An 18,641-nucleotide genomic window follows, 5' to 3' on the forward strand; every position below is an offset into this window, starting at 1 on the left:
GTGCGCCAGTGCAAACACCGAATACTCCACAACCAGGCCACTCACCATGATCAAACAAGCTCTCATTTCCGTCTCCGACAAGACCGGCGTGCTCGACTTTGCACGCGCCTTGTCCGCACTCGGCGTCGGCATCCTGTCCACCGGCGGCACCGCCAAGCTGCTGGCCGATAACGGCGTGGCCGTCACGGAAGTGGCGGACTACACGGGTTTTCCCGAAATGCTCGATGGCCGGGTCAAGACCCTGCACCCGAAAGTGCACGGCGGCATCCTGGCGCGGCGCGACTTTCCCGAGCATGTCGCCAAGCTGAGCGAGCACGACATTCCAACCATCGACATGGTGGTGGTCAACCTGTACCCGTTCCAGGCGACCGTGGCCAAGGATGACTGCTCGCTGGAAGACGCGATCGAAAACATCGACATCGGCGGCCCGACCATGCTGCGCTCGGCGGCCAAGAACCACAAGGACGTGATCGTCATCTGCGATCCGACCGATTACACGCAGGTGCTGGCGCAAGTGACCGCCGGCGAGGTGCCGTACGACACCCGCTTCCGCCTGGCGAAGAAAGTGTTCGCTCACACCGCCCAGTACGACGGCGCCATCACCAATTACCTGACCAGCCTGGGCGAAGACAAGGCCCACGCCACGCGCGCGGCCTATCCGCAAACCTTGAACATGACGTTCGAAAAGGTGCAGGACATGCGCTACGGCGAAAACCCGCACCAGTCGGCCGCCTTCTACCGCGATCTGGCGCCGGCCGCCGGTTCGCTGTCCGCCTACACCCAATTGCAGGGCAAGGAACTGTCGTATAACAATATCGCCGACGCCGATGCGGCGTGGGAATGCGTCAAGTCGCTGGGCGGCCTGGGCCAGCCGGCCGGCTGCGTGATCGTCAAGCACGCCAACCCGTGCGGCGTGGCGATCGGCACCGACGCGCTGGACGCGTACAAGCGCGCATTGCAGACCGATCCGACCTCGGCTTTCGGCGGCATCATCGCCCTGAATGTCGAGCTGGACGGCAAGACCGCCGAAGCGATCGCCAAGCTGTTCGTGGAAGTGCTGATCGCGCCATCGTTCACCGCTGAGGCGCGCGCCATCATGGCGGCCAAGCAGAACGTGCGCCTGCTGGAAATTCCGCTCGGCGCCGCCAACAACCCGTTCGACGTCAAGCGCGTCGGCGGCGGCCTGCTGGTGCAGTCGCCCGACGCCAAGAATGTCGGCCTGGAAGAACTGCGCGTGGTCACCAAAAAGCAGCCAAGCCAGCAGCAGTTGCAGGACATGATGTTCGCCTGGCGCGTGGCCAAGTTCGTCAAGTCGAATGCGATCGTGTTCTGCGCCAACGGCATGACCCTGGGCGTGGGCGCCGGCCAGATGAGCCGCATCGATTCGGCCCGCATCGCCTCGATCAAGGCCCAGAACGCCGGCCTGACCCTGGCCGGTTCGGCCGTGGCGTCGGATGCCTTCTTCCCCTTCCGCGACGGCCTCGACGTGGTGGTCGATGCGGGCGCGACCTGCGTGATCCATCCGGGCGGCTCGATGCGCGACCAGGAAGTGATCGACGCCGCCGACGAGCGCGGCGTGGTGATGCTGTACACCGGCACGCGCCATTTCCGTCATTAATTTCGGCGGGGTGCGCAAGTTTGGTATACCGAAGTTTCTCCGGCGGTATACCATTCGTCCATGATTATTCTTGGCATTGACCCGGGCCTGCGCACCACAGGCTTCGGGCTTATCGAAAAGCACGGCAACAAGCTGCGCTACATCGCGTCCGGCACCATCAAGACGGTGTCGGAAGGCGAGCTCCCCGGCCGTCTGAAGATCATCCTCAACGGGATCGCCGAGATCGTCCGCACCTACCAGCCCGATTGCGCGGCGGTGGAAAAAGTCTTCGTCAACGTCAATCCCCAATCGACCTTGCTGCTCGGGCAGGCGCGCGGCGCCGCCATTACGGCCCTGGTCGGCGCCGACCTGTCGGTGGCCGAGTACACCGCCTTGCAGGTCAAGCAAGCCGTCACCGGGCACGGCAAGGCGGCCAAGGAACAGGTGCAGGACATGGTGGCGCGCCTGCTGGTGCTGCCCGGCCTGCCCGGGACCGATGCCGCCGATGCGCTCGGCGTGGCCATCTGCCACGCCAACAGTATCGACGCGCTGGCGCTGATCGGCGCGCTGGCGCCCTCGCTTTCCGGCCTGCGCATGAAGCGCGGCCGTCTCGTTTAACCTCGCTTGAAGGTCTTCCCATGATCGGACGTATTTCCGGAACTTTGCTCGAAAAAAATCCGCCGCAGTTGCTGGTCGATTGCAACGGCGTCGGCTATGAAATCGATGTGCCGATGAGTACCTATTACGACTTGCCGGCGCTCGGCGCGCAAGTCACCCTGTTCACGCACCAGGCGATCCGCGAAGATGCGCACCTGCTGTTCGGCTTCGGCAATGCGGCCGAGCGCGCGGTGTTTCGCCAGTTGATCAAGATCACCGGCGTGGGGGCGCGCACGGCGCTGTCTATCCTGTCCGGGATGACCGTCAACGACCTGGCGCAGGCCGTCACCTTGCAGGAAGCGGGGCGCCTGGTGAAGGTGCCGGGCATCGGCAAGAAGACGGCCGAACGCTTGCTGCTGGAACTGAAGGGCAAGCTCGGCGCCGACCTCGGCGCGGCGGGCGGCGTGGTGCAGCACGATGCGCAGTCGGATATGTTGAATGCGCTGCTGGCCTTGGGGTATTCTGACAAGGAAGCCACTGCCGCGCTGCGCAATATGCCGGCCGGCAGCACCGTTTCGGACGGCATCAAGTTTGCGCTCAAGGCGCTGTCCAAGGGCTGATGCTGTTAGGTTAACCGAGCTCCGTCATTCCTGCCATTGGCAGAAATGACTTCCCGCGAAGGCGGGAATCCAAGGCATCTCTGTTAAGCGACGGCGCCTGACATGTTCGCAGTTGCGGAAATCACTTATCTACACGAAGGTTTATTCATGAGTATCCAGACCGACGACTTCAGCGAGCAGCGCATCATCGCGCCCACGCCCGCGTCGCCCAACGAAGAGGCGATCGAACGCGCGCTGCGGCCCAAGCAGCTCGACGAATACGTCGGCCAGGAAAAAATCCGCGGCCAGCTCGAAATCTTCATTTCGGCCGCGCGCAAGCGGCGCGAAGCGCTCGACCACACCTTGCTGTTCGGGCCGCCGGGCCTGGGCAAGACCACCCTGGCGCACATCATCGCGCGCGAAATGGGCGTGAACCTGCGCCAGACGTCCGGGCCGGTGCTGGAGCGCCCGGGCGACCTGGCGGCCATCCTGACCAATCTCGACGCGAACGACGTGCTGTTCATCGACGAGATCCACCGCCTCTCGCCGGTGGTGGAAGAGATCCTGTACCCGGCGCTGGAAGACTACCAGATCGACATCATGATCGGCGAAGGGCCGGCGGCGCGCTCGGTCAAGCTCGATCTGCAGCCGTTCACGCTGGTGGGCGCGACCACGCGCGCCGGCATGCTGACCAACCCGCTGCGCGACCGTTTCGGCATCGTGGCGCGGCTGGAGTTCTATAACACGGCGGAACTGACGCGCATCGTCACGCGCAGCGCTTCCTTGCTCAATGCGCCCATCGTCGAGGATGGCGCGCGCGAAGTGGCCTTGCGCGCGCGCGGCACGCCGCGGATCGCCAACCGCCTGCTGCGCCGGGTGCGCGATTACGCCGAGGTCAAGGGCACAGGCGAAATCACCAAGGCCATGGCCGACGCCGCGCTGGTGATGCTCGACGTCGACTCGGTCGGCTTCGACGTCATGGACCGTAAACTCCTCGAAGCGGTGCTGTTCAAGTTCGGCGGCGGGCCGGTCGGGATCGGCAACCTGGCGGCGGCCATCGGCGAGGAAAGCGATACGATCGAAGACGTGCTCGAGCCGTACCTGATCCAGCAGGGCTATCTGCAGCGCACCCCGCGCGGGCGGATCGCCACGCCGCTGGCTTACCAGCACTTCGGCATTGCCGCCCCGCGCATCAGCCCGACGGGCGATTTGTGGGATAACCTGGTTCCCTGAGGTGCATCCTTAGCGGCGGTTGCGCCGGTCGCTCCTCGGCGGGATATACAGCAGCTCGTCGTTCTCGCGCTTCTTTTTCTTGCGCGACCAGTCGCAGCAGTCGGCGCCGCAGCTGAGGACGTCGCAGACCTTGCCGGCGCCCTTGAACGACAGGTCGCACGGGCATTCCCCCGGTGCGTCGCAGGGCAGGTCGCAAAAGCCTGCCTGGTGCCGGCCGACCACGCGGCGCGGCGCACTCGATCGTTCCGCTTCCGGCCGGTAGCGGCGATAGGCGACCCCGCATTTGTCCAGGCGCCGTTTCAGGACGCCGAGCCCGTTCCACACGCCGAAGCGGCGAATGGCGCGGGCGCCGAGGTGGGAGCAGCTGGCATTGTCCGTGTAGGCGCAATAGGCGCAGCGAAAGCCTTTGTAGGGCGACAAGTGGCGCTGGTAGAAACCGATGGCCGACAGCGCGAGTGTTTTCATCATGGTGCGGTGTTCACCGTCTTGCAACGGCGCCTGTTTGATTGCCAAGAAGAACAATTGAGGACGAGTATGGCCGTTGGATACTTCCAGAACAAGCAGGTATTTACGAGGTTTAGCTACCGTAAACCAGGAGAGATATGGATGCAATCCTGAAACTGACCGTCCTCTTCTTCGTGACCGCGCTGGCGGAAATCGCCGGCTGCTATCTGCCGTGGCTGGTGCTCAGGCAGGGAAAGACCGCCTGGCTGCTGATGCCGGCAGCGCTGTCGCTGGCACTGTTTGCGTGGCTGCTCACGCTGCACCCGGCGGCGGCGGGGCGCACCTACGCCGCTTATGGCGGGGCTTACATCTGCGTCGCGCTGCTGTGGCTGCGCTATGTCGATGGCGTCACGCTGACGCCTTACGATTATGCGGGCGCGGGGCTGGCGCTGTCCGGCATGGCGATCATCGCCCTGCAGCCGGCACCGTAGGCGCCGGCGTCATGCCGCGCGCGCGCTTGCCGATGTCCACGATGGGCTCCGGGCGCTCGAGGAAGTGGATGAACCGATGGCCGATATCGTCGGCATTCGAGCCGGGGTTCATGTCGGTTGCGCCGGATCGTTGGCCTCCGGCAGCACACTGTCCTTGCGCTTGCGCCCGAAGAAACGCTTCCACGCCGAGAGTTCGAAAAACATGCCGAGCAGTGCAAAGCCGGCCGCGTATTCTATCGACGGCATGTAAAAGTACAGCGCCAGGGCCAATGCGAAGCAGACCGTTGCCGTGAGATGAGGATTTTTCATGACACCAATGTCGAGCGTTGTGGACTGCGCAGTATGCGCCGCAAACACGGCGCGATCAAGCCGGCTCACCTCCTCGATGCGGCTTCGTCGTGCCGCTCGCGCCAGCGTGCCGGCCGATAAGCGGGATTGCGCCTGGCCGGCCACACGAAAGACGTGAACATGAATACCGACACGCACATCAGCGGCAGCATCACGCCCAGCACGGCCGGCTCCGGATACAGCCAGATCATCGCGCCGCCCGCCACCAGCTGGAACAGCGCGATCGCCACCGCCATCGCGCGCCGCCAGGCAGAACGCACGATGCGATAACCGGCCACCGCAAAGAAAAAGTAGCCGCTGGCAAACGCCAGGATCCCCGCGCCCATCACGGCCAGGGTGGCATCCCCCGCAAACGGGTGTAGCTGCGCTGGCGGCAGCAAGGTGAGCGAGGTGGCGAACAAGGCCGCCAGGCCCGCCAGGAAGGCGAGCGCCTGTACAAGTTTCATCCGGACTCCGCGTGATGCAACGGACGAATGTCCGGCAAGGTTTCAGAATGGCAGGAATTGCCAAGCATGTATGAAACTTGTCGAAAGATAACACATGATGCATCGCGCTGCCAGCGGCGGCGCTATACTGTGCGCCCGTCCCACCATCCGCTGAGAAAGAACCGAACATGATGCAAATATGGGTCGATGCCGATGCCTGCCCGGCCGTGATCAAGGAGATCCTGTACCGCGTGGCCGAGCGCCTGCAACTGAACGTGACCCTGGTCGCCAACCAGCTGATGCGGGTGCCGCCGTCGCGCTTCGTGCGCGCAGTGCAGGTGCCGTCCGGGGCCGATGTCGCCGATGCCGAAATCGTGCGCCTGCTCAATCCCGGCGACCTGGTGGTGACAGGCGATATTCCGCTGGCCGCCGACGTGCTGCTCAAGGGCGGATTCGCGCTCAATCCGCGCGGCGAGTTCTACACCGACGACAACATCGCCCAGATGCTCACCATGCGCAAGTTCATGGACGAATTGCGCGGCAGCGGGGTCGACACCGGCGGGCCCGCGCCCTTCGGCCAGGCCGACCGCCAGAACTTCGCCAACCAGCTCGACCGCCATCTGGCGCGCCACGCCAAACGGCCGTGAACGGGATGCCCGCCGATGGCCGGGCTTGCTTGACGGTATTGCAGGAGGCGCGCAGCAGGGCGCCATGCATCCCCGCCTTGTCGAACTTGCGTCGAGCGCCAACAAGATCTCCGGGCGCCTCGCCGCCCTCGACCGCGATGTCCGGCGTGGCGTTCGCAGCCGCCGGGCCGATCGACTAGCCAGTCGACATGCGCATCACCGTGGTGCGCGTTTCATTGCGATCGCTTCCCCGAGAGAATGCGTGCCGGGTGCATACAGCGCCAGCCCCGCGCCGGCAATGGACACGGTCACCGCAGCGGCCAGGAAGGCCTTGCCGGTACGCCGGATCGCCGGCTCGATCCAGTGTGCGCGGTCGAGCCCGCGCAGGCGACGGTACAGGCTGGCCGAGAGCAGCCCGTCGACCAGCAGCTCGGCGAACAACAGCGGCGCCGAGGATACCAGCGAGAACATCATGAAGACGGCCGCGCCCAGGGCGACGCACATGCCCGCGAGCAGCGCCAGCGGAATGAGCAGATCGTCGGCGCCGTCGGCCGCATCGAGCGCCTGGCCGACGCCGCTGTCGGCCGCGCTGTCGATGAGCCCGCCGTCGGATGGCTCCCAGTCGCCGCTGGCGCCGCCGCCATCGAAGCCGCCGCCCTTGCCGCTGAACGATGCGTCGGCATCGTCCCTGGACGGGTTCAGGTCGAGCGAGATATCGCCTTCGCCGCGCCAGCGCAGCCACAGCCAGAGCAGGAACAGGAAGACCAGATAGGCCACGGCGATCGATGCAGGATAACGCAGCCACATCGCGTGCAGCCCCGCGTGCAGCAGCAGGAACGAGGCCAGCAAGCCCGCCGCGCCGGTCAGCGTGACCAGCAGCAGCATCTGCAAGCGCGGATAGCTGTCGCGTTCGAGCCTGCTTCGGGCGCGGGCGATGGCGCGCTCGCGCTGCGATACCACAGGACGTCGTCTCATGCGCGTCATGGCGGTGCCGTGCGTCAGGCCTCAGGCTGGTGGCACACCGCCTCGATATTGTGGCCATCGGGCCCGATGACGAAGGCGCCGTAATAATCCGGATGGTAGTGCGCGCGGATGCCCGGTGCGCCGTTGTCCTTCGCCCCGGCTTCCAGCGCGGCAGCGTAGAACTGGCGCACCTGTTCGCGGCTGTCGGCGACAAAGGCCACATGCATCTGGCCAGACGCCGGGCCGCCCTGGCCGAACCAGAATTCCGGCTTGCCGTGCTTGCCCAGCCCGGCCCAGCCTTTGACTTCGGTGATCAGGGAAATGCCGAGCGGCGCCAGCGCCTTGCCGAAAAACGTTTTGCTCTCTTCGTAGTTACTTACTGCAAAGCCAAGATGGTCGATGATCATGTCGGGTCCGATCGTGCGTTAACGGGATAAACAAGCTGCCATGTACTTCATGGCAACTTTGTATCCTGAATAATATCAGAGGAGAGCTTGGCGATCAGCAATAATCTGGATCGCCGCCGCGCAGGATGCGCGGGTGAAGCGGCTTACTCTTCGCGCACCCAGACCTGGGAGCGTCCGAACACGGGCATGCCGACATAGCCGCGCACATTGAGTTTCTTGCCGCCTTCGACGACTTTCAGTTTGCTCTTGTAGACCTTGCCGTTGTCCGGATCGAGGATCTGGCCGCCCGTGTATTCGTCGCCTTCTTTTTTCAGGCCGCTCATGAAGGTCATGCCGAGGATCGGCTGGTCCTTGTTGACGCCTTCGCATTTATTGCATTTGGGATTTTGCTCGCTGCCTTCGGGACGGAACAATTTTTCCAGCTTGCCCTGGATTTCGCCGTTGTTCTCGCTGATGCGGATCAGCGCCTTCGGCTTGCCGGTCACGTCGTCGATGTTTTTCCACAGGCCGACCGGGGACGCTGCGTCCTGCGCCATGGCCGGCGCCATGGCCAGCATGGCGGCGATCAGGGTGGCTGTTGTAAGTGCTTTCATGGTGTCTCCAGTATTGTTAGTGTGTCTAGCGTTGCTAGTGTAGCAAACTGGATGCGGTATTTGGGCGTGGATACGGCGCGCTGCGACCTGACAGTTGAGAGGGGCAACAGCGGTGGGGAAGAAAACTGCGGGAGAGGCCGGCAAGCGGCAGGCGATAAGGGCGCGCTACCGCAGGCTATTCCCGGCTGACGTCGGCGCGCTGGCCGACGTCGGCATGCGCCGCTTAAGGCGCGACGAGGATCTTGACGATTTCGTAGGTGCTGCCTGACATGATGGCGCCCTGGGCGTTGAGCGTATGGGAGCGCACGGTACCGAAACCACTTGCCAGCCACGAGACGTCTGTTTCGCCATTTTTTCCTGTTGGAGACGACAGCTTGCAGGTGTTCTTGAAAGTGTATCCAGCCACTGTTACCGTTTCAAAACCGTTAAATGTGAATTCATCGGTTTCCGAACTGACCGTCGAGGTATTTTCCGGGGAGTATGTTCGGGTAGCGGTGTAATGATTGATGACTGTCTGGCCCGGCACAAGGTCCAGGTTCATTTTGGCATCGGCCGAATTCACTTCTTTAAAGCTGTAGACGCCGCGATCGGTGTAGTCCACCATCCCGGGAAAATAGGCAAAGTTACCTTCTACGTGACGATAGACAACGCCAAACAAGGTGCCGTCAGTGCGCATTTCCGTCACGCCGAATGTTGGCTTGCCTTCAAAGATCTCCCTTGAGACTGTCTGCGTGGCGCCGTAGGTATCGATGAACTTCACGCCGGCCGTCAGCGTGAAGCATGCCGCCACCGTTGGTGCGGCCGTGGTTGTTGGAGCCGGAGCGGGGGCTGGAGCAGGGGCTGGAGCAGGAGCCGGAGCGGGGGCTGGGGCAGGGGCCGGAGCGGGGACCGGAGCAGGGGCCGGGGCGGGCGCTGGCACGGGCACGGGGGTTGGCGTCGGCGCCGTTGCTGGCGATACCGGCGCTGGCGCAGGCAGCGGCGCCGCGACCGCAGGTTCCGGCGTCGTGACCGGCGCCGGCACCACGACCACAGGCGCAGCCGGCGCCATGGCCGGTGCGGTATTGTTATCGGACGAACCGCCGCCGCAACCGGCGATCAGGACGCTGGACAGGGCGATGGCATAAGCTGATTGTTTCATGGTATTCCTCTTTCAAAAAATCGTCGTACTTGCGCCGGCCAATGGCAATCCATCACGGCCATGCCGCGGGACCGGCAAGTTGTTTGTCTGCGTGCCGGCGTGAACCGGTGAGTGATGTTGTTATGCGCGCTGGGAACGCCAGCCCTGTGCATGCGCACGGAACCGGGTAGCAGAGGGGCAGTCGACGGCAGGCGTCGATCGACGGGAACAAATCAGGGACATCGCAGGTGTTAACCGGAAAACCAATAGCGGGACTGGATCCGGCTCACCAAAGAGCGATAGTATAAAGAAACTTTAAGTTCTTTTCAGAAAAGAATTGTTAAATGTTAACTTTATAAGACAGTGCGTATTTTCAACTTGACATTTTTTAATGTAAGTACAGCGCGCTTCTGTTTCCTGCGGAAAGCAGAAGCGCGCAGCACCAACGCGCGACGGCTTAGGCCGGCGGCAGCTTGGCCAGCTGCTCGCGCAGCTTTTCGATGGTGGCCGAGAACGCCACCAGGCGCTCTTTTTCCTGCGCCACCACCGCCTCGGGCGCGCGCGCCACGAAGCTTTCGTTGCCCAGCTTGCCGTTGACCTTGGCGATTTCCCCTTCGATGCGGGCGATTTCCTTCGACATGCGCTCGCGCTCGGCGGCGACGTCGATTTCCACTTTCAGCATCAGCTTGGTCGCGCCTACCACCGCCACCGCCGCCGGCGATTCCGGCAAGGTGTCGACGATGTTCACTTCCGACAGCTTGCCCAGCGTCTGCACGTAGGCCGCATAGCTTTCCAGGCGCGCCCGGTCGGCAGCGTCCGCCGCTTCGACGATCAGCGGCACGCGCATCGATTCCGGCAGCTTCATTTCGCCGCGCAGGGTGCGGGTGCCGTCGGTCAGCGCCTTGAGCTGGCCCATCCACTCTTCCGCGCGCTCGTCGATGAGCGCAGGATTGGCTTCCGGATACGGCTGCACCATGATCGAATCGCCGGCCGGATTGAGCTGTTTGCCGGCCAGCGGGGCGACGGTCTGCCACAGCGTTTCGGTCACGAACGGGATGATCGGATGCGCCAGGCGCAGGATCACTTCCAGCACGCGCAGCAGGGTGTTGCGGGTGGCGCGCTGCTGGCCTTCGTTGCCGTGCTGGATCTGGACCTTGGCCATTTCCAGGTACCAGTCGCAGTAGTCGTACCAGACGAACTTGTGGATGGCCGAGGCGATGTTATCGAAGCGGTAGTCGGCGAAGCCCTTGGCCACTTCCATCTCGGCGCGCTGCATGGTCGACAGGATCCAGCGGTCGCCCTGCGACAGGTCGGCATCGGCCGGCACGCCGCAATCCTTGCCCTCGGTGTTCATCAGCACGAAGCGGGTGGCGTTCCACAGCTTGTTGTTGAAGTTGCGGTAGCCTTCTGCGCGGCCCAGGTCGAAGTTGATGTTGCGGCCCAGCGAAGCGTAGCTGGCCATGGTGAAGCGCACCGCGTCGGTGCCGTAGGCCGCGATCCCTGCCGGGAATTCCTTGCGCGTGGCCTTGGCGATCTTTTCGGCGTCGCGCGGATTCATCAGGCCGGTGGTGCGCTTCTCGACCAGCGCGTCGACGTCGATGCCGTCGATCAGGTCGATCGGGTCGAGCGTGTTGCCCTTCGATTTGGACATCTTCTGCCCGCTCGAATCGCGCACCAGGCCGTGCACGTACACGGTCTCGAACGGCACCTTGCCGGTGAAGTGCGCGGTCATCATGACCATGCGCGCCACCCAGAAGAAGATGATGTCGAAACCGGTCACCAGCACCGACGACGGCAGGAAGGTCTTGATGTCGACCGTCTCGTCCGGCCAGCCCATGGTGGAGAAGGGCACCAGCGCCGACGAGAACCAGGTATCGAGCACGTCGTCGTCGCGCCGCAGCGGCGCCGTCACGCCGGCCGCCAGCGCCTTGGCCCTGGCTTCTTCCTCGGTCTTGGCCACAAAAATGTTACCGGCATCGTCGTACCACGCCGGAATCTGGTGGCCCCACCACAGCTGGCGCGAGATGCACCAGTCCTGGATGTTGTTGAGCCACTGGTTGTAGGTGGTGTTCCAGTTCTCGGGCACGAACTTGATCTCGCCGCTGGCGACCTTGTCGAGCGCCACTTCGGCGATCGACTTACCGGGGAAGAAGGTGCCTTCCGGGGCCGGCTTGGTCATCGCCACGAACCACTGGTCGGTCAGCATCGGCTCGATGACGACGCCGGTGCGGTCGCCGCGCGGCACCATCAGCTTGTGCGGCTTGACTTCCTGCAGCAGGCCTTGCGCATCGAGGTCGGCCACGATCTTCTTGCGCGCCACGAAGCGGTCCAGGCCACGGTAGGCCTGCGGCGCTTCGTCGTTCATTTTGGCGTCGAGCGTCATCACGCAGATCATCGGCAGCTTGTGGCGCTGGCCGACGGCGTAGTCGTTCAGGTCGTGCGCCGGGGTGATCTTCACGCAGCCGGTGCCGAAGGCCTTGTCGACGTAGTCGTCGGCGATGATCGGGATCTCGCGTTCGGTCAGCGGCAGCTTGAGCATCTTGCCGACCAGCGCCTGGTAGCGCTCGTCGGTCGGATCGACCGCCACGGCGACGTCGCCGAGCAGCGTTTCAGGACGGGTGGTGGCCACCGTCAGGTGGCCGCTGCCGTCCGCGAACGGATAGCGGATGTACCACATCGAGCCGTCTTCTTCTTCCGACACCACTTCCAGGTCCGACACGGCGGTGCCCAGCTTCGGGTCCCAGTTCACCAGGCGCTTGCCGCGGTAGATCAGGCCCTGCTCGAACAGGCGCACGAAGACGTCGGTGACGACCTTCGAGCGCGGCTCGTCCATGGTGAAGTATTCGCGCGACCAGTCGGGCGAGGTGCCCATGCGGCGCATCTGGCCGGTGATGATGTTGCCCGACTTTTCTTTCCATTCCCAGACTTTTGCGACGAATTTCTCGCGGCCGAGGTCATGGCGCGAGACTTTCTGCGCGTCGAGCTGGCGCTCCACCACGATCTGGGTGGCGATGCCGGCATGGTCGGTGCCCGGAACCCAGGCGGTGTTATGGCCGCGCATGCGGTAGTAGCGGGTCAGGCCATCCATGATGGTCTGGTTGAAGGCATGGCCCATGTGCAGGGTGCCGGTGACGTTGGGCGGGGGCAGCTGGATGCAAAACGACGGCTTGTCGGCGTCGGTGGTCGCGGCGAAGTAGCCGCGTTTTTCCCACTCCGCGCGCCAGTAACGTTCAATATCGGCGGGCTCGAAAGATTTGTCTAATTCCATGGTTTGTCGTGTATTTTTGCGAAAACGTTCATTATAGAGGAGGACGGGGCGCAGCCGGGACGGGCGTTTACTGGCCGGCGGCGCGCTGGCGCAGCGCTTCCAGCGTCTTGGGCATGCTGCCACGGCTCATGCTGTCGACGATCCAGCCCAGTCCCATCGGCACCGGGCCCGGATCGGTGTACACCATGTACTTGACCACGGTCCTGTTTTTGTCCCCCGTGTGGGGGACCAGCAGCCAGTAGCCGGTGGTGTCGGCGATCGCTTGCTCGGCCGCCACGCCCGGCCAGGGCAGCATCTTCCAGCTGAGCTGGCACTGCGCGGCGGACAGCTTCGGCTCCATGCGCAGGCGGTACTTTTTCACCTTCCCGAGCGGCAGCTTGAGCGTCATGTCGACCTGGGTCGCGTCGTCCCTGCGCACCACCGCCACCTTGTCCACATTGGGCATGAAGGCGGGGTAGGACGGGTAATCCTGGATCATCGCGCACAGCTTCGGTAGCGGCGCGTTGATGATGGTGGCGGCCATGAAGGCCTTGCCGGGCTGGCCGGCCTTGCCGACATCGGCCAGGTCGACCGAGGTGTCGCTCAGCCTGGCGCTGTCGATGCCGGTGTCGGCGAATGCGCCGGGGCAGGCGGAGGCGCAAAACAGGGTTGCGGCAAATACGAGTCTGGTCATGGTGGGTTTTTCGGTGTGGTCAATCGGATGGCGTGCGGGCCGGCTTGCCCAGCACATGGTCGAGGGCATCCCGGGCCGCATTGGCCCGGCCCAGGGCGCGCGCGCGCGCGCTCATCGCCGCCAGCTGGCCGGGATGGGCCAGCAGCTGCGCGATGCGGTATTCCAGCGTCGGGCCGTCGACCGCCTTCAGGGCCACGCCCTGTTCGAGCAGGTAGTCGGCGTTGCGTTCCTCCTGCCCGGGAATCGGCGAATTGACGATCATCGGCAAGCCCATCGCCAGGCATTCCGAACTTGTCAGCCCGCCCGGCTTGGTCACGACCAGGTCGGCGCACGCCATCAGGCGTTCCACCTGGCTGGTGAAGCCCTGGGCCAGCAGGCGTCCCGGAAAGCGCGCCTCCAGTACCTTGAGCGCGGCCAGGGCCTTGGCGTTCTTGCCGGCCAGGACGATCAGCTGGAAAGTGCCTTCCAGCGACAGCAGGCGCTCGGCCACCGTCTCCAGGCTGCCCAGGCCCGCGCCGCCGCCCATCAGCAGGAAGGTGGTGGTGGCCGGGTCGAGGCCGAACTCGCGCGCGCAGGTGGCGCGGTCGAGCGCCTGGCCGAAGGCCGGCATGATCGGAATGCCGGTGACGTGGATGCGTTCGGGCGCAATGCCGCAGCGGCGCATGCGGTAGGCCACTTCCTCGTTGCCGGCAAAGTAGCCGGCCATGTTCTCGTGCACCCACATGCGGTGCAGGTCGAAGTCGGTCACCTGCACCCACACCGGGGTGGTGAAGCCGCGTTTGCGGATCGCGCGCGCCAGGATTTCGGCCGGCAGGAAGTGGGTGCAGACGATGGCGTCCGGCTGCGCCTCCTCGATCGCTTGCATCAGCGCGCGCGTGTTGAGGCGTTCGAGGCCGCGCCGCAGTTGCTGCATGGTGCTGTCGGGGCGCGCATCGTTGCTGGCCTGGTACAGGTAGCCCCACAGCGCCGGCGCCTTGTTCACCAGCTTCAGATAGAACTCGGTATACATCTTGCGAAAGGCGTAAGGGACGTAGTCCATCACGTCCAGGTGGGTGGCCTCGACGCCGCCCGGCGCCGCGCCGGCGGCGGCGCGAATCGCTTCGGCCGCGCGCATATGGCCGGCGCCGGCGGAAACGCTTAACAACAGGATCTTCTTGCTCATACGTGCCTGGAATGGAAAGGGGCGCCACGCGCTCCGGATCGACGAAAGTCTGCCAGCGTACCATTTTCGCAAGGTCCCGCGTCAGATCAATTCCCGCAACCGAGCAGGTTGATGCGCTCGTAGGCGGCTTTTGCCTGCACCAGGCCGTAGCCGTACTTGTGATCGCGGCCCGCCGCACCCAGGTCCAGCGCGCTCTTGCCGAGCGAGCTGCGGATCTGGGCGCCGCCGCAGGCCGGGAAGTAGCTCCACACCAGCGCCGCCACCGCCGACACATGCGGCGTCGCCATCGAGGTGCCGTTGAAGTAGGCGTAGCTGGCCGGCCTGAGCGCCACCGTGGCGTGCTGGCCCAGCTGGGTTTTGAGCTGCGCGCCCTCGGTGTCCGATGCCGATACGGAGGCAATCAGGGTCGCCGTGCCGACCGTGCCGCTGAACCCTCCGGCGACGTTGTTGTACACCACCGCGCCCACGCCGCCGCTGTTCTGGCAGTTGGCGACCTTGGTGGCGAAATCGATGGTGCCGCGCGCGATCAGGCATACCTTGCCCGAGACGGCGGCATCGCGCTTGTCGCCCAGGCCGAAGTCGGCCAGCGGCGCGCTGGCGCTCTTCACCGGCGAGCCTTCCATCGCCCCTGGCGCATACACGGTCGCGCCCACCGTCAGCGCCGGCGCGGCGCCGCTGTTCATCGGCACGGTGGAAAGCACGCCGACGCCGGGAGCGGCGATTTCGACCTTGCTGTTGTACTGCGAGAAGCTGGCCCAGGCCTTGTTCTCGTCGAGCGCGCCGACCATCATCACGCTGGCATAGCCGGCCGGGTAGGACACTGCCGTGTTGCCGTCGTTGCCGGCGGCGGCGATGCTCAGGACGCCTTTGGCGGCCAGCGCATCGAAGGCGCGCTGCTCGGTCCTGCTGGCGCGCGCGCCGCCGAGCGACATGCTGATCACGTTCGCGCCGGCGCTGCCGCACTTGTTGGCGGCGCTGGCCAGGGTCGAGGAATAGGCCCAGCCATCCGCGCCGAACACCTTCACGATGTGCAGTTTCACCTGCCGGTTGGGCGCAACGCCGACCACGCCGGTGCCGCTGTTGTTGACGGCGGCGATAGTGCCCGCCACGTGCGTGCCGTGGTGGTTCTCGTCCGTGTACCAGTTGCCGGTGCCGGCATCGTAGTCGCCGCTGGCGCTGTTGGCGGCCAGGTCTTCGTGCGCGCGCTCGTAGCCGGAATCGATGATGCACACCTTGCGGTTGGCGGCGTTCGCATCCGGCAGCAGGTCGGCCTGCACCAGCGCGATCCCGTACGGCACCAGCTGGCCGGCGGCGTAGGGCGTGCCGGTCGACGCCGAGGCCAGGGCCAAGGCTCGGCGCAGCACGTCTTCCTCGATGTACGCCACGTCCGGATTGCGCAGCAGGCCGTTCAGGGCCTGGGGCGGCAGCTCGGCCGCCAGCGCATCCATGCCGTCGATCTCGTGCTTGACGGCGCCATGCGCGTTGGCGACCGCCGCCTTCACGCTGGCCGCCGTGCCGGGTTTGAAGGCGACGATCACGCGGCTGGTGCCGGCGGCGGCCTGCGCCGCAATGCCGATGCCGATGGCGATGATGGACAGTTTCATCATGGGGATTCTCCTGGAGGCGGGTTGGCGGGCGGACGGCCCGGGTGGTCCAGTGTCCCATTCGCACACCGGAAGGTATTGTCATGGATCATCGTGGCGAAAAAGCCATGGCGGCGCGCCGATCAGGCGGTATAATTGCGCTCGCTGCCGCAAGGCGGCACACGCTAGGGGTCCTGCAAATCGCACAGCGAGGCGCGGGTGAGAAACACCCTCTGAACCTGATCTGGATAATGCCAGCGAAGGGAAGCCAGTGAGTTGCATGGGTGCGCCGTCACGGCCGTCATCCGGGTCGCTCCTACTCCTTTGCTGGCTCCTGCACGCAATGGAGCCACATGAACGCACCGCTGAAGTCCCCGCCCACCCCCCTCAAATTCGATTCCGCCACCGCCACGGTGGACCAAGCGGCGATTGCGCCTTTTCCGAATTCCCGTAAAGTCTATGCCCAGGGCAGCCGCGCCGACCTGCGCGTGCCGATGCGCGCCGTCAGCCAGTCCGATACCGCCGCGTCCTTCGGCGCCGAACCGAATCCGCCGGTCTATATATACGATACGTCCGGCCCGTACACCGACCCGGAAGCGAGCATCGACATCCGCTCGGGCCTCGGCACGCCGCGCCTGCCGTGGATCCTGGAACGCGGCGACACCGAACAACTGGCCGGCCCCAGCTCCGCCTACGGCCAGGCGCGCCTGGACGACCCGGCGCTGGCCGCGCTGCGCTTCCAGCTGCAGCGCACCCCGCGCCGCGCCGTGCAAGGCGCCAACGTGACGCAGATGCACTACGCGCGGCGCGGCATCGTCACGCCCGAAATGGAATACGTGGCGATCCGCGAAAACCTGCGCCGCCAGGATTACCTGCGCGATCTGGAAGCGTCCGGCCCGATGGGCAAGCGCAGCGCCCAGCTGCTGGGGCGCCAGCATCCGGGCCAGTCCTTCGGCGCGTCCATCCCCGACACCATCACCGCCGAATTCGTGCGCGAAGAAATCGCCCGCGGCCGCGCCATCATCCCGGCCAACATCAACCACCCGGAAGTCGAACCGATGATCATCGGCCGCAATTTCCTGGTCAAGATCAACGCCAATATCGGCAATTCGGCCGTGACCTCCTCGATCGGCGAGGAAGTCGAGAAGATGACCTGGGCGATCCGCTGGGGCGCCGACAACGTCATGGATCTGTCGACCGGCAAGCACATTCACGAAACGCGCGAATGGATCATCCGTAACAGCCCGGTCCCGATCGGCACCGTGCCGATTTACCAGGCGCTGGAAAAGGTCAACGGCAAGGCCGAGGACCTGACCTGGGAGATCTTCCGCGACACCCTGATCGAACAGGCCGAGCAAGGCGTCGACTACTTCACCATCCACGCCGGCGTGCTGCTGCGCTACGTGCCGATGACGGCTTCGCGCCTGACCGGCATCGTCTCGCGCGGCGGCTCGATCATGGCCAAGTGGTGCCTGGCGCACCACAAGGAGTCGTTCCTGTACACGCATTTCGAAGAGATCTGCGCCATCATGAAAGCCTACGATGTCTCGTTCAGCCTGGGCGACGGCCTGCGTCCGGGTTCCATCTACGACGCCAACGACGAAGCCCAGCTGGCCGAACTGAAAACCCTGGGCGAACTGACCCAGATCGCCTGGAAGCACGACGTGCAGGTGATGATCGAAGGCCCCGGCCACGTGCCGATGCAGCTCATTAAAGAGAACATGGACCTGCAGCTGGACCAGTGCGGCGAAGCGCCGTTCTACACCCTGGGACCGCTGACCACCGATATCGCGCCCGGCTACGATCACATCACCTCGGGCATCGGCGCGGCCATGATCGGCTGGTACGGCACCGCCATGCTGTGCTACGTCACGCCGAAGGAGCATCTGGGCCTGCCGAACAAGGATGACGTCAAGGACGGCATCATCACCTACAAGATCGCGGCGCATGCGGCCGACCTGGCCAAGGGCCATCCGGGCGCCCAGATCCGCGACAACGCGCTGTCCAAGGCGCGCTTCGAATTCCGCTGGGACGACCAGTTCAACCTGGGCCTGGACCCGGACAAGGCGCGCGAATTCCACGACGAGACCCTGCCCAAGGATTCGGCCAAGGTGGCGCATTTCTGCTCCATGTGCGGTCCGCATTTCTGCTCCATGAAGATCACGCAGGAAGTGCGCGACTACGCCGCCACCATGAACGTGAGCGAACAGAGCGCCCTGCGCCAGGGGATGGAAGTGAAAGCCATCGAATTCGTGCGCCAGGGCGGTGAGCTCTATAAAAAGGTGTGACCGTGAGCGAGATCGGGATCAAGATCGATATCGAAGTCAATGGCGAGGCGCGGCGCGTGGCGCCGGGCGCCTCCCTGCTCGACCTGGTCGAGGAACTCGGCCTGCCGCCCGGGCAGGCCATGGCGCTGGCGGTCAACCGCCAGGTGGTGCCGCGCCAGCAATGGCCGCAACGCGCCGTGCTGGCCCTGGACAAAATCGAGATCGTGCGCGCCATCGGCGGCGGCTGA

The 18,641-nt window shown here is 64.8% G+C and carries 19 protein-coding genes and 1 riboswitch; of the genes, 8 read left to right on the plus strand and 11 right to left on the minus strand.

The features are described from left to right. Positions 1-46: 46 nt before the first annotated feature. The 4 genes from purH (at position 47) to ruvB (ending at position 4,026) form a co-directional block, all read left to right on the plus strand. Positions 47-1,618, plus strand: a complete 1,572-nt coding sequence (gene purH / locus EJB06_RS12590; RefSeq protein ID WP_126074382.1) for a bifunctional phosphoribosylaminoimidazolecarboxamide formyltransferase/IMP cyclohydrolase — start codon at positions 47-49, stop codon at positions 1,616-1,618. 60 nt (positions 1,619-1,678) lie between these two features. Continuing rightward, positions 1,679-2,215, plus strand: coding sequence for a crossover junction endodeoxyribonuclease RuvC (gene ruvC / locus EJB06_RS12595; protein ID WP_126074383.1), 537 nt, complete (start codon positions 1,679-1,681; stop codon positions 2,213-2,215). A gap of 20 nt (positions 2,216-2,235) precedes the next feature. Continuing rightward, the gene (gene ruvA / locus EJB06_RS12600; protein WP_126074384.1) at positions 2,236-2,814 is read left to right on the plus strand and encodes a Holliday junction branch migration protein RuvA; all 579 of its coding nucleotides are present in this window, start codon (positions 2,236-2,238) and stop codon (positions 2,812-2,814) included. 147 nt (positions 2,815-2,961) lie between these two features. Then, positions 2,962-4,026, plus strand: coding sequence for a Holliday junction branch migration DNA helicase RuvB (gene ruvB / locus EJB06_RS12605; protein WP_126074385.1), 1,065 nt, complete (start codon positions 2,962-2,964; stop codon positions 4,024-4,026). A gap of 9 nt (positions 4,027-4,035) precedes the next feature. On the opposite strand, the gene yidD is transcribed toward ruvB, so the two are convergent. Beyond that, positions 4,036-4,494, minus strand: coding sequence for a membrane protein insertion efficiency factor YidD (yidD, locus tag EJB06_RS12610; RefSeq protein ID WP_229427053.1), 459 nt, complete (start codon positions 4,492-4,494; stop codon positions 4,036-4,038). Positions 4,495-4,628: 134 nt separating this feature from the next. Here yidD and EJB06_RS12615 point away from each other — a divergent pair, with 134 nt between their 5' ends. Further along, on the plus strand, positions 4,629-4,961 hold the full coding sequence (locus EJB06_RS12615) for a YnfA family protein (RefSeq protein ID WP_126074386.1): 333 nt from the start codon (positions 4,629-4,631) through the stop codon (positions 4,959-4,961). A 108-nt stretch (positions 4,962-5,069) separates the two neighbouring features. Here the strand turns inward: EJB06_RS12615 and EJB06_RS12620 are convergent, their stop codons facing one another. Then, positions 5,070-5,339: a hypothetical protein gene (locus EJB06_RS12620; RefSeq protein WP_126074387.1), complete on the minus strand. Its 270-nt coding sequence runs from the start codon at positions 5,337-5,339 to the stop codon at positions 5,070-5,072. Then, positions 5,336-5,755 carry a hypothetical protein gene (locus tag EJB06_RS12625; RefSeq protein WP_126074388.1) on the minus strand — a complete coding sequence of 140 codons (420 nt, stop codon included), beginning with the start codon at positions 5,753-5,755 and terminating at the stop codon, positions 5,336-5,338. Before EJB06_RS12625 ends, EJB06_RS12620 begins: the two co-directional genes overlap by 4 nt. Positions 5,756-5,925: 170 nt before the next feature. On the opposite strand from EJB06_RS12625, the gene EJB06_RS12630 reads away from it, so the two are divergent. Next, positions 5,926-6,381, plus strand: a complete 456-nt coding sequence (locus tag EJB06_RS12630; protein WP_126074645.1) for a YaiI/YqxD family protein — start codon at positions 5,926-5,928, stop codon at positions 6,379-6,381. A gap of 195 nt (positions 6,382-6,576) precedes the next feature. Here the strand turns inward: EJB06_RS12630 and EJB06_RS12635 are convergent, their stop codons facing one another. From EJB06_RS12635 to EJB06_RS12670, 8 genes are all read right to left on the minus strand, one after another. Then, on the minus strand, positions 6,577-7,335 hold the full coding sequence (locus EJB06_RS12635) for a hypothetical protein (RefSeq protein WP_126074389.1): 759 nt from the start codon (positions 7,333-7,335) through the stop codon (positions 6,577-6,579). Positions 7,336-7,358: 23 nt separating this feature from the next. Continuing rightward, positions 7,359-7,727, minus strand: a complete 369-nt coding sequence (locus EJB06_RS12640; RefSeq protein WP_164557916.1) for a VOC family protein — start codon at positions 7,725-7,727, stop codon at positions 7,359-7,361. Positions 7,728-7,873: 146 nt separating this feature from the next. Continuing rightward, positions 7,874-8,323, minus strand: coding sequence for a DUF2147 domain-containing protein (locus tag EJB06_RS12645; protein ID WP_126074391.1), 450 nt, complete (start codon positions 8,321-8,323; stop codon positions 7,874-7,876). 223 nt (positions 8,324-8,546) lie between these two features. Further along, on the minus strand, positions 8,547-9,461 hold the full coding sequence (locus EJB06_RS32220; RefSeq protein ID WP_198420822.1) for a hypothetical protein: 915 nt from the start codon (positions 9,459-9,461) through the stop codon (positions 8,547-8,549). A gap of 436 nt (positions 9,462-9,897) precedes the next feature. Then, positions 9,898-12,708 (minus strand): valine--tRNA ligase, encoded by a 2,811-nt coding sequence (locus EJB06_RS12655; RefSeq protein ID WP_126074392.1) that lies wholly within the window; start codon positions 12,706-12,708, stop codon positions 9,898-9,900. 67 nt (positions 12,709-12,775) lie between these two features. Then, on the minus strand, positions 12,776-13,381 hold the full coding sequence (locus EJB06_RS12660; protein ID WP_126074393.1) for an SRPBCC family protein: 606 nt from the start codon (positions 13,379-13,381) through the stop codon (positions 12,776-12,778). Positions 13,382-13,400: 19 nt separating this feature from the next. Then, a complete protein-coding gene (locus EJB06_RS12665) occupies positions 13,401-14,543 on the minus strand; it encodes an MGDG synthase family glycosyltransferase (RefSeq protein WP_229427054.1) in 1,143 nt (380 codons plus the stop codon). A gap of 86 nt (positions 14,544-14,629) precedes the next feature. Beyond that, the gene (locus tag EJB06_RS12670) at positions 14,630-16,150 is read right to left on the minus strand and encodes a S8 family serine peptidase (protein ID WP_229427055.1); all 1,521 of its coding nucleotides are present in this window, start codon (positions 16,148-16,150) and stop codon (positions 14,630-14,632) included. Between the two features lie 153 nt (positions 16,151-16,303). Further along, a riboswitch (TPP riboswitch) is annotated at positions 16,304-16,409 on the plus strand. Positions 16,410-16,479: 70 nt separating this feature from the next. On the opposite strand from EJB06_RS12670, the gene thiC reads away from it, so the two are divergent. Together thiC and thiS are read left to right on the plus strand one after the other, a co-directional pair. Beyond that, positions 16,480-18,414, plus strand: a complete 1,935-nt coding sequence (gene thiC, locus EJB06_RS12675) for a phosphomethylpyrimidine synthase ThiC (protein ID WP_126074394.1) — start codon at positions 16,480-16,482, stop codon at positions 18,412-18,414. A 2-nt stretch (positions 18,415-18,416) separates the two neighbouring features. Continuing rightward, positions 18,417-18,641 carry a sulfur carrier protein ThiS gene (gene thiS, locus EJB06_RS12680; protein ID WP_307720449.1) on the plus strand — a complete coding sequence of 75 codons (225 nt, stop codon included), beginning with the start codon at positions 18,417-18,419 and terminating at the stop codon, positions 18,639-18,641.

The sequence above is a fragment of the Massilia atriviolacea genome (assembly GCF_003953935.1).
In the GTDB taxonomy this organism is placed as follows: domain Bacteria; phylum Pseudomonadota; class Gammaproteobacteria; order Burkholderiales; family Burkholderiaceae_D; genus Telluria_A; species Telluria_A atriviolacea.

Excerpts from the sequence above, each read along its gene's own strand:
- EJB06_RS12670 (WP_229427055.1), bottom strand. The coding sequence starts at position 16,150 with ATGATGAAACTGTCCATCATCGCCATCGGCATCGGCATTGCGGCGCAG.
- ruvA (WP_126074384.1), top strand. The coding sequence starts at position 2,236 with ATGATCGGACGTATTTCCGGAACTTTGCTCGAAAAAAATCCGCCGCAG.
- EJB06_RS32220 (WP_198420822.1), bottom strand. The coding sequence starts at position 9,461 with ATGAAACAATCAGCTTATGCCATCGCCCTGTCCAGCGTCCTGATCGCC.
- EJB06_RS12665 (WP_229427054.1), bottom strand. The coding sequence starts at position 14,543 with ATGAGCAAGAAGATCCTGTTGTTAAGCGTTTCCGCCGGCGCCGGCCAT.
- ruvC (WP_126074383.1), top strand. The coding sequence starts at position 1,679 with ATGATTATTCTTGGCATTGACCCGGGCCTGCGCACCACAGGCTTCGGG.
- ruvB (WP_126074385.1), top strand. The coding sequence starts at position 2,962 with ATGAGTATCCAGACCGACGACTTCAGCGAGCAGCGCATCATCGCGCCC.
- EJB06_RS12645 (WP_126074391.1), bottom strand. The coding sequence starts at position 8,323 with ATGAAAGCACTTACAACAGCCACCCTGATCGCCGCCATGCTGGCCATG.
- EJB06_RS12635 (WP_126074389.1), bottom strand. The coding sequence starts at position 7,335 with ATGAGACGACGTCCTGTGGTATCGCAGCGCGAGCGCGCCATCGCCCGC.
- EJB06_RS12630 (WP_126074645.1), top strand. The coding sequence starts at position 5,926 with ATGCAAATATGGGTCGATGCCGATGCCTGCCCGGCCGTGATCAAGGAG.
- EJB06_RS12655 (WP_126074392.1), bottom strand. The coding sequence starts at position 12,708 with ATGGAATTAGACAAATCTTTCGAGCCCGCCGATATTGAACGTTACTGG.
- purH (WP_126074382.1), top strand. The coding sequence starts at position 47 with ATGATCAAACAAGCTCTCATTTCCGTCTCCGACAAGACCGGCGTGCTC.
- EJB06_RS12660 (WP_126074393.1), bottom strand. The coding sequence starts at position 13,381 with ATGACCAGACTCGTATTTGCCGCAACCCTGTTTTGCGCCTCCGCCTGC.
- thiC (WP_126074394.1), top strand. The coding sequence starts at position 16,480 with ATGAACGCACCGCTGAAGTCCCCGCCCACCCCCCTCAAATTCGATTCC.
- EJB06_RS12625 (WP_126074388.1), bottom strand. The coding sequence starts at position 5,755 with ATGAAACTTGTACAGGCGCTCGCCTTCCTGGCGGGCCTGGCGGCCTTG.
- yidD (WP_229427053.1), bottom strand. The coding sequence starts at position 4,494 with ATGATGAAAACACTCGCGCTGTCGGCCATCGGTTTCTACCAGCGCCAC.
- EJB06_RS12615 (WP_126074386.1), top strand. The coding sequence starts at position 4,629 with ATGGATGCAATCCTGAAACTGACCGTCCTCTTCTTCGTGACCGCGCTG.